This is a genomic window from Anabaena sp. 4-3 (assembly GCF_001597745.1).
Lineage (GTDB): Bacteria > Cyanobacteriota > Cyanobacteriia > Cyanobacteriales > Nostocaceae > Trichormus.
In genome coordinates, this window is sequence record NZ_LUHJ01000018.1 from 1 (window position 1) to 398 (window position 398).

At 45.0% G+C, this 398-nt stretch carries 1 pseudogene; it reads left to right on the forward strand.

What is annotated here, in order from left to right:
- Window positions 1-398: pseudogene (locus tag A3775_RS05170) on the forward strand (hypothetical protein); the annotation flags it as partial.

The following is a 398-nucleotide window of genomic DNA, read 5'->3' on the forward strand; positions in this document are numbered from 1 at the left end:
AATGATTGGCTTTCTGGGTTAGGAGGTAACGATCGCCTCTTAGGTGACAATGGTAATGATACCCTGCATGGTAATGATGGTGACGATACCCTGATTGGTGGTAGAGGTAGTGATTCCTTAACTGGTGGTGCTGGTAAGGATAATTTCCAATTAAGTCTTCCCCTGTTTGGTGATTTTGATACCATCACCGATTTCAATGTTGCCGATGACAAAATCCTCCTTTCCAAAGCGGAGTTTGGTTTGAGTCAAGGCGTGGGTGTGTTGGATGCGAGTGTATTCCGATTGGGGACAAGTGCAACCACGGCAAGCGATCGCTTCATTTATGACCAATCTACAGGTAATCTATTCTTTGATGCCGATGGTAATGGTAGTGCTGCACAAGTCAGAATTGCTCAACT